This window comes from Hymenobacter lapidarius (assembly GCF_001816145.1).
Lineage (GTDB): Bacteria > Bacteroidota > Bacteroidia > Cytophagales > Hymenobacteraceae > Hymenobacter > Hymenobacter lapidarius.
Genome location: NZ_MDZB01000163.1, coordinates 1 through 8,685, shown reverse-complemented (window position 1 = coordinate 8,685; position 8,685 = coordinate 1). Strand labels below are relative to the sequence as shown.

The 8,685-nt window shown below is 65.1% G+C and carries 8 protein-coding genes; all 8 read left to right on the top strand.

Annotated features, from left to right (window positions below):
* The first annotated feature begins 491 nt into the window (after positions 1-491).
* The 8 genes from BEN47_RS18545 (at position 492) to BEN47_RS18515 (ending at position 8,423) form a co-directional block, all read left to right on the top strand.
* Positions 492-920 carry a Fur family transcriptional regulator gene (locus tag BEN47_RS18545; protein WP_070730618.1) on the top strand — a complete coding sequence of 143 codons (429 nt, stop codon included), beginning with the start codon at positions 492-494 and terminating at the stop codon, positions 918-920.
* A 288-nt stretch (positions 921-1,208) separates the two neighbouring features.
* Positions 1,209-1,331, top strand: coding sequence for a hypothetical protein (locus tag BEN47_RS22565; RefSeq protein WP_262490419.1), 123 nt, complete (start codon positions 1,209-1,211; stop codon positions 1,329-1,331).
* A gap of 61 nt (positions 1,332-1,392) precedes the next feature.
* The gene (locus BEN47_RS18540) at positions 1,393-1,803 is read left to right on the top strand and encodes a UCP032817 domain-containing protein (RefSeq protein WP_070730616.1); all 411 of its coding nucleotides are present in this window, start codon (positions 1,393-1,395) and stop codon (positions 1,801-1,803) included.
* A gap of 56 nt (positions 1,804-1,859) precedes the next feature.
* A complete protein-coding gene (locus BEN47_RS18535) occupies positions 1,860-2,774 on the top strand; it encodes a hypothetical protein (RefSeq protein WP_070730614.1) in 915 nt (304 codons plus the stop codon).
* A gap of 71 nt (positions 2,775-2,845) precedes the next feature.
* A complete protein-coding gene (locus BEN47_RS18530; protein ID WP_070730613.1) occupies positions 2,846-4,249 on the top strand; it encodes an MATE family efflux transporter in 1,404 nt (467 codons plus the stop codon).
* Positions 4,250-4,374: 125 nt separating this feature from the next.
* The gene (locus BEN47_RS18525; RefSeq protein ID WP_070730611.1) at positions 4,375-4,665 is read left to right on the top strand and encodes a hypothetical protein; all 291 of its coding nucleotides are present in this window, start codon (positions 4,375-4,377) and stop codon (positions 4,663-4,665) included.
* 105 nt (positions 4,666-4,770) lie between these two features.
* On the top strand, positions 4,771-7,197 hold the full coding sequence (locus BEN47_RS18520) for a TonB-dependent receptor domain-containing protein (RefSeq protein WP_083322584.1): 2,427 nt from the start codon (positions 4,771-4,773) through the stop codon (positions 7,195-7,197).
* A 41-nt stretch (positions 7,198-7,238) separates the two neighbouring features.
* Positions 7,239-8,423, top strand: a complete 1,185-nt coding sequence (locus BEN47_RS18515; RefSeq protein ID WP_070730608.1) for a DUF4374 domain-containing protein — start codon at positions 7,239-7,241, stop codon at positions 8,421-8,423.
* Positions 8,424-8,685 lie beyond the last annotated feature (262 nt).

Genomic DNA, 8,685 nt, shown 5'->3' with positions numbered 1-8,685 from the left:
CCCAGCAAATGAATCTTGAGCTGGTAGACCGCCGCCAGCCGGTCAATACCGGATAAGATAGCAGCAGCAGCTGGTTGAGGCATGGCGTTTACCGATAGAAAGGCACTTTCAAGTTACGCCAGAAGACCGTTACCCCCGAGACTGCCCCATACTTTTTGATGCTCTCCCTAATGGGAATTTCTGTCCTCGCTCTTGCGCGCCCCAAATACTTCTGCAAAGAGCTGGTATACTCCACCCCCCCCCCCCCTTGAATTTTTGTAACCAGGTCACTGGGGCCGTGGGGAAAGCAATGCCCCGCTGGAGCTGATTAGTCGCTTTCATCAACACAAGGGCTGACGCGTCAAATCAAGCCGCAATCGGCAACGGGAGGAGTTATTCGAGACTCAGCATACACCCTCAATGCAACTTCGTTACTTTTACGCCTGTTACTCGTACGCCGCCGTGCTTTGCCTGCTGGCAAGCAGCGGTTCGCCTTTCTCCATCTTCGCTTCATGCCCGCCACCGACCGTATTTCGCAATCCCTGACCCGGCACGGTCTGCGCCAAACCACGGTGCGGCGGGCCGTATTGCAAGTGCTGGCCGAATCGCCCTACGCGCTGTCTGGCGGCGAGATTGAACAGCAGCTGCCCCCTAATACCGACCGCATCACCCTATATCGGACGCTGAAATCATTCGAGGACAGCGGCCTGATTCACCGCGTCATCGACACCACCGACGTGGTTCGCTACGCAGCCTGCTCCATCGAATGCAGCGCCGATGCGCACTTCGACAACCACGTGCATTTTAAATGCACCAACTGCCTGCACATCTACTGCCTCAATCAGGTCACCATCCCGGCCGTGACGCTGCCCGCCAAGTTCGAAGCTGTCACCCGGGATTACCTGCTCGGGGGCGTGTGCCGCGAGTGCCAGCCGGCTTAGCCCGCCTTCTCAGACCCTTCAGCTAGAATACCGTGGCGTACGGCATGGGAAAGGCTTTTTGGCGGTCATTTTTAAATGCAACTAAATTGCGTTTCACAGTAGTACCGGCTTGCCTTTCCCCAAATTTTATTATGCTGAGTAAATTAATAAAGTATTTATGATGTTTTCTTATATGCATCTTTGTTTCATGTGAGGAATTCCTGACTAGCTTTGGGTGTTGTTGCAACAATAAGGCGCCGCCGAAAACCTTGGACCGAGTAGGCAACCCAACCCTCATTCTTTACCGCCATGAAAAAAGTACAGCTGAATACCCGCCAGGCCCTCATCGCCCGCATCCTGACCCAGAAAGCCCTGGCCCCAGCCGGCTCGTCGCACTGCAGCGGCAGCACCCACTGCACGGTCGGTCTGTAAGCAACCCAGCGAACGGGCAGGGGCCGTGCGCGGCCCCTGCCCGTTTTTTGGACGTTCCGTCATGAGCACCCCGCTACTGGATGCCCTGCTGGCTTACGAGGAGCCCGACATCGTTTCCCGCTTCACCGACCTGCTGGCCGTGGACGAAAACGAGGCTCGGGACATCTTTCAGGAGACCAAAAAATTTCTCTACCTGAGCCAGCACTACCCCGTCTTCATTCCCGACGATTTGCTCATCCTCGACGAGATGTGGCACAACTTCATTCTGTTTACGCCCGCCTACCACGCTTTCTGCCAGACGCACTTTCAGCGCTACCTGCACCACCTGCCGGCCACCCGGCAGGAGAAGACTGAGCAGGCCCGCCTGCGGGCCGAGCAGCCCGAGCAGAGCCGGCAGCAGTACCTGGCCCGCCTGGAAGCCTTGCTGGAAGCCACCTACGACCACCTGGGCGAAGACACCGTGCGCAAGTAGTTTGAGGTGTACCCCGAACGCTACAGCAAACCGCGGCTGCTGGCCCTGCGCAAGGCATGAGCATCTTTCCCCGGCTCACCCGGCGCGGCAGCCAGGTCACCATCCACTGGAATTTCAACGCTTCGCGGCTCACGCAGGCGCACATCATGCCCTACGTGCGCATCGGCGTGCAGGCCCCCGACGGCCAGCTAACCCTGCTCCACGACGGCCACCTGCTGGGCCTGCCCGGTCCGCCGCCCGCCCGCCCAGTCGCCGACGTGGCCGCCCAACACCTGCCCAAGAGCGTGCCCCTGCTGGTGCTGGCTAGCTACCTGAGCGGGCGGCAGCCTCGCGCTCAGCTCGTGGACATGCTCGAAGGCATGCAGACCGGCCGGCACTACTACTTCCCATTTGCAGTGGCCCCCGACGCGCCCCTGGGCCGCTATACCCTGCTCTCCGAGCTGTACGTGGACGGCCGGGTGCAGCACTCCGGCACGGCAGTTCAGGATTTTTTCTTCGTGGAAGAGCTGCACCTGGCCCCGGCCACGCGTACCCCAACGGGCGGCCTGCTGGCCCTGCTCACCAATCCCGGCCCCGAACCGGTGCCCGTACGAGTGGTGGAATACCTGCCCGGCTCAACTGGCACCGTGCAGGAAGTACCCGCGCAGGGTACGCTGACGGTGCAGACCGCGACGCCGGGTGTCGTGCTCTACAGCGAGGAGCGGGAAGCGCTGCCGCTGACCGACGCGCCGGGTCCGGTGTTCCTGCGCAACCAGCGGCTGCTGACCTGGGACAAGGCAGGAGCGGATGAAACCATCACCTTCGTCATGGCCGGGGAGGAGGACGAGGCCTACGAGCTAAGCGGGCCCACCCAAGCCGTGTGGCGGCGTGCCGATGGGCTAAGCACCCGCGCCGAATTGCCGGGGCCGGAGCTGCAGGCCGCCTACCAGGACCTGCTCGACGCGGGCATGATTCTGGAGTTGCCGCGCTAAGGTTCCCGTCCGGACTTCCCCCATTTCACCATTACGTGCCGCTCCGTCGCGGACGCTGACCGACCTTCGCGGTGCGACCCACGACCCACGCTTTTCTGCACGACAACCTGTGGCACCTGCTGCGCCGTCTCGCGCCGCCGGGCATTGCGGGCATGCTCATCGTCTCCGTTAATGCCCTGGTGGATGCCGTGCTAGTGGGCCGCTGGGTGGGGCCGGCCGCGCTGGCGGGCCTCACGGTGGTGTTCCCGCTGACACTTATTGTGTCCAGTCTGGTGGGGTTACTCTCAGCGGGCGTGGCCTCGGTGGCCAGCCGCAGCCTCGGGGCCGACGACCCTACCCGGCAGCGCGAGCTGCTCAACGTGCTGCTCACCCTGAGCCTGTTGCTGGCAGCAGTAGTGAGCACAGCTGGCTACTGCTGTGCCAGCACCTGGGCGCAGCTGCTGGGCGCGACCGGGGCCGTGCTCGACTACGGCACGGCTTACTACCAGACGCTGGTGCTGGGCAGCTTTTTTACGCTGCTGGGGCTGAGCACAAGCATGCTCATCCGGGCTACGGGGCAGCTGCGCCAGGCCATGACCTACGCGGCCGTGGCGGTGCTGGCCAACCTGGGGCTGGCGGCCCTGCTGGTGCGGGGCCTGCACCTGGGCGTACGCGGCGCGGCCCTGGGCACGGGCGGGGCCATGCTGCTCTACGCCGCCCTGAACCTGCAGCACCTGCTGCGCGGGCGCACGCCGCTGGCCCTCGGGCCGCTGCGGCTGCGGTTGGACTGGCCCCTGACCCGCGAAATCCTGGCCATCGGCTCCTCGGCTTTTCTGATGCAGGCCACTCAGTTCGGCCGGCAGGTGTTGATTTTTAAGTCGGTAACCCACTACGGCAATGTGGCCGAACTGGCGTTTTTCGGGGCCGTGAACCGGGTGTATAGCTTTTCCATCCTGCCCGTCTTCGGGATATTGCAAGCCTTGCAGCCTACCGTGGGCATCAACCATGGGGCCGGCCAGTACCGACGCAGCCAGCAGGCGGTACGCGTGTTCCGCCTGGGCGGCATCGGCCTACTGCTGCTTATCAGCTTGCCGTCGCTGCTGTTTCCCGCGCCCGTGCTGGGGCTGCTGCTGCCGGCCACCGCGTTTGCGGCCGCCGACTTAGCCCGCTTTCGCCTGCTGATGCTGGTGCTGCTCATTACCCCCCTGGCCTCCACCGGGTACGTGTATTTCCAGGCCACCGGGCAGGCGCGCCTGGCCACGACGCTGGCGGTGGGCCGGGAGGCGCTGTTTGTGCCCCTGTTGCTGCTGCTGCCGCGCTGGTGGGGAGTACCCGGCATTTACTACGGCTTGGCCGCCGAGAACGTGTGCTACGCCAGCGTGGTGCTGCTGGTCACCACCTGGTCGTTTCGCCAAGTCGCCCGGCCTGCTTCGACGCCTCGCCTGCCCACAGTCGAATCCCTTGGAGAGACGCAAACGGTTGGTCAGCGCAATTAACATGCAATGTTGTTGCATATACACTTCTGCTGACTACCTTTGGGCTCAATATCAAGGGAAGGTGAATGCAGCGTTTGCGTAGCAGGTTGGGGGCATGGTGGCTGTTGCTGCTGTTAGGGCGCGTCATGGCCCCCGAAGCGGCCGTGCTGAGCCTGCACGCCCACGAACACACCGTCGAAGTCACCCACCGGGCGGCCGTGCGCCAAGCCCACCGTCCGGAAGCCGAAGTTTCGCCCCAGCACCGGCACTGCCACGTCGAGCAACTCTACGACGTGGCCTTTCAGCCCGCGCTGCCGCCCCTGGTGCCCCAGCCGTGGGTGAGCCTCAGCTACCCCGCTTACCACCAGGCCATTGCCGTGTGCCCGGCCCGGCACCTGCTGCCTGGAGCCGCCCTGCGCGGCCCGCCCGTGGGCTAGCCCGACGTGGCACGTTGGGCACCTGACGAGTCGCGCCAGTAGGCGCGGCCCCCTCGTCACGGCCGGGGCAGCGTGCCACGCTGCCCGGCGAACCCTTCTTTTTTCATGCCGTATCCATTTTCGCGGGCCACCTGTCTGACAGGTGGTTGGCGTTGGGCCCTGCTGTTGGCGGGCGCCCTGTGGCAAGCGCCTGCTTTCGGGCAGGGCGCGGTCGGGGCCAGTGGCGCGCCGGCCGTTCAGACCGCCTGCGCCCTGTTGCTGACCGTGCGCATTACAGACCAGGAATCCGGCCAGCCCCTGCCCGGTGCCACCGTGCGCGTGCTCGAAACCGGGGAAGGCACGGCTGCTGACGCCACCGGCACCGGCCGTTTTCAGGTCTGCGCGGGCACTTACCGCGTGGAAGCTCGCCTGGTGGGCTACCAGTCCGTAACCGGGCGGGTGCAACTGCGTGCCGGGCAGCCCGGGCGACTGGACTTGGCTCTGCGCGCCAGCACCCAAGAGCTGGGTGCCGTGCAGGTGCAGGGCCAGTCAGAAGCAACCACGTTGCAGCGCAGCGCTCAGGCCGTGGCCGTGCTCGACGTGCGGCCCTACTACGGGCAGGCCTTCGGGCTCACCGAGCTGGTAAACCGGGTGCCGGGCGTCCGCATCCGCCAGGACGGCGGGCTGGGCAGCAATGCCAACCTGTCGCTCAACGGCTTCGGGGGTAAGCAGGTGCGGGTGTTTCTGGACGGTATCCCGCTGGAATTCTACGGCCGCGGGCTCGGCCTGAACGTGCTGCCCGTGAGCTTGCTGGAGCGTGTGGACGTTTACCGCGGCGTGACGCCCGTGAGCCTGGGCGCCGATGCGCTGGGCGGAGCTCTGAACGTAATGACCCGGCGCGAGGCATTTTCCTACGCCGACGCCTCCTACGAGCACAGCTCCTTCAACACCCACAAGGCGGCGCTGAACGGGCGCTACGCGGCCGGCAAAGGCGGCCTGTACGTGGCCGGCAACGCCTTTTTCAACTATTCAGCCAACAACTACCCCGTGCAGGCCGAGGTGATAAGCCCGGTGGGCACGCCCGAAACGCGCACGGTGCGCCGCTTTCACGACCGGTTCCGCAACCACCTGGGCCGGCTGGAAATTGGCTGGCAGGACCGGCCCTGGGCCGACAAGCTGGCCCTGACGGCCTTCGGCGCGGGCCTGGACCGGCAGCTCCAGCACAACGTGCAGATGCTGCAGGCCTATGGGGCAGCTTCCTACGCCGAAACCAGCGCCGGCACGGCCCTGAGTTACGAAAAAACGGCCCTGCGCCCCGGTCTCGACCTGCGGGCCTACGCCGGCTACAACCGCGTGCGCGGGGCCCTCACCGACACCAGCCGCAACATCTACAACTGGGACGGCACCGTGACCGAGCGGCGGCGCTTCAGCGCGGGCGAGATTTCCGGCGTGGGCAGCCTGCTGGCCCTCACGGGGCACACCAGCGCCGTCCGGCTCAGCGCCACGCAGGCCCTGGGCCCGCAGAGCCGGCTGGTGGGCAACGTGCTGGGCAGCTACTTCTTCCGGCGGGGCGAAGACGAGGTGGTGGCCCGGCGGCAGGAGCGCGACTACGCCCGCGACCCCACCACGCTGGCCAAGCTAGTGGCCGGTCTGGCCTACGAGCACGACTGGGCCGACGGGCGCTGGCGTAGCAGCACGGCCGCCAAGTACTTCGGCTATCGCTCCGGCGGCTTCGGCCGGCAGGTCAGCGGCGAGTACCTGGAAACCCGCCAGAACCGGCAGTGGCTGGGCGCCAACCAGTTGCTGCGCTGGCAGCCGGCTCCGGCCTGGGTGCTGAAGGCCAGCTACGAGTACGCCGCCCGCCTGCCCGACGAGTACGAGCTGTTCGGCGACGGCGTGCTGGTGCGCGCCAACCCCGCGCTACGGGCCGAAACCAGCCACAATGGCAACCTGGAAGTGGCCTACACCCGCCCCCGGTGGAGCGCCGAGCTCAGCGGCTTCGTGCGGGCGGCCCGCGACGTCATCTACCAGCCGCCAGCCGTGCGCGACACCCAGAACCAGAACCTGCTGCGGGCCCGCACGCTGGGCGCGCAGGCGGCCGTGCGCTACGCCCCGGTGCCCGCGCTCAGCCTGGCCCTGAACGCTACTTACCAGGACATCCGGAGCCGTACCCCGCTGGCGCAGAGCGGCAGCACCGACGCCAAGTACTTCAACGCCCGCCTGCCCAACACGCCCTTCTTCTTCGGCAACGCCGAGGTGCAGCTCAGCAAGGCGGACGTGGGCGGGGCCGGCCGCCGGCTCAGTTTGTGGTGGCAGGCGGGCTACGTGCAGGCCTTTTTTCTGTACTGGGACACCGACGGCTTTCGGGCCACCAAGCCCACCATTCCCAGCCAGCTGGTGCAGAACACCGGACTGAGCTACGCCCTGGCCGGGGAACGGCTCACCCTCAGTGCCGAAGTCCACAACCTGGCCGACGCGGCCGCCTACGACAACTACAACGTGCAGCGCCCCGGCCGCTCGGGCCACCTCAAGCTGCGCGCCTTCCTGCGCTGATTTCTCTCAACTCTTTTCTAACCCCTTTTCTGATTCAACCCATGCGTACCCCTACTTTCTCCCGCCGCCTGCTGGCCGGCACCCTGGCCGCCGCCACCTTGCTGCTGGGGGCCTGCGAAAAGAACAAAACCAAAAGCGAGCAGCCCACCGTGGCCGTGAACTACGCCCTGAGCACCGTGGGCGGCGCCTTCCCCAACCAGACCACCTACATCCAGGGCCTGGCCGACCTGAACGCCACCACTCTCGACACGCGCAACGCCCAGGAGCAGGCCAGCTTCGCGGCCATGTGGCACTACAAAAAGGACCTGTACATGTCTAAGTTCAGCGCCCCGGCCACGCTCACCAAGTACACCTTCGACCCCGCCACGGGGCGGCCCGTGGAAGCCGGCCGGCTGGTGGTGCCCGGCGCCAATACCTTCTCCGACGTGCAGTTCATCTCCGACACGGAGGCCTATGCCTCGGTGGGCGGCGGGCTGGCCCGGCTGGTCAAGTTCAACCCCACCACTTTCGTGACAACGGGCGAAGTGGACCTGTCCCGCCTGCAGCGGCGGACGGGCATCCGCAGCACCTACTACCTGGGCTCGATGGTGCGCGACAGCAAGCTGTTCTGGGCCGTGTACTTCGAGAACACCTCGTTTGGCGCCCTCACCGACTCGGCCCACGTGGCCGTGATTGACCTGACCACGGGCCGGCTGGAAAAGCTGATTTCGGACCCGCGCACCAGCACGGTGTTTTCGTCGGGCGCCATTTCCTGCTTCAGCAAGGATGCCAACGGCGACATCTACGTGCAGGGCGACGGCAACCCCCGCGTGCCCAGCGGCGTGCTGCGCATCAAGGCCGGCGAAACCCGCTTCGACCCCGCTTACTTCTTCGACCTGAAAGCGGCCACCGGCAAAGATTGCAAGGGCCTCTACCACTTCGGCAACGGGCTGGCCTTCACCACCCGCATCGAAGACCCCACCGACTCCTACGAGTTCAAAGGCCCCAATTACCGCTTCTACAAGGTGGATTTAAACGCCAAAACTTCCGGCGGCGCGCTGCCCGGCCTCCCGCTGATTTACGGTTCGCAGTCCTCGCTGATGCGCAAGTTCGACGAGCAGAACCTGCTGCTGAGCGTGAACACCAAAACGGAAAACGCCCTCTACCAATACAAGCTCAGCGACGGCACGGTGAGCAAGAAGATGGACGTGCCCGGCCTGCTGACGGGTCTGGCCAAGCTGAACTAAGCAACCAGCGGACCAGCATCCAGCCGGCCAGGCCGGCGTCCGCGCCGACAAAGCAGCTCTACCACGGGAGAAAATCAGTGGTGAGTGCTCCCGATTCGCTGCAACGAAGCGGTAGAGCTGCTTTGACCGCGCCGGGCCCGACCAGTTTCCTTATCTGATAACCCACTCTACCCTACTATTTTAGGGAATTGATAATAAGTAAGTTGTCGAATAAACCAGTCTAGCAGGGCCGTAATTTTACGGGCTATTGGCTCTTGCGGCC

Excerpts from the sequence above, each read along its gene's own strand:
- BEN47_RS18545 (WP_070730618.1), top strand. The coding sequence starts at position 492 with ATGCCCGCCACCGACCGTATTTCGCAATCCCTGACCCGGCACGGTCTG.
- BEN47_RS22565 (WP_262490419.1), top strand. The coding sequence starts at position 1,209 with ATGAAAAAAGTACAGCTGAATACCCGCCAGGCCCTCATCGCCCGCATC.
- BEN47_RS18540 (WP_070730616.1), top strand. The coding sequence starts at position 1,393 with ATGAGCACCCCGCTACTGGATGCCCTGCTGGCTTACGAGGAGCCCGAC.
- BEN47_RS18535 (WP_070730614.1), top strand. The coding sequence starts at position 1,860 with ATGAGCATCTTTCCCCGGCTCACCCGGCGCGGCAGCCAGGTCACCATC.
- BEN47_RS18525 (WP_070730611.1), top strand. The coding sequence starts at position 4,375 with ATGGCCCCCGAAGCGGCCGTGCTGAGCCTGCACGCCCACGAACACACC.
- BEN47_RS18520 (WP_083322584.1), top strand. The coding sequence starts at position 4,771 with ATGCCGTATCCATTTTCGCGGGCCACCTGTCTGACAGGTGGTTGGCGT.
- BEN47_RS18515 (WP_070730608.1), top strand. The coding sequence starts at position 7,239 with ATGCGTACCCCTACTTTCTCCCGCCGCCTGCTGGCCGGCACCCTGGCC.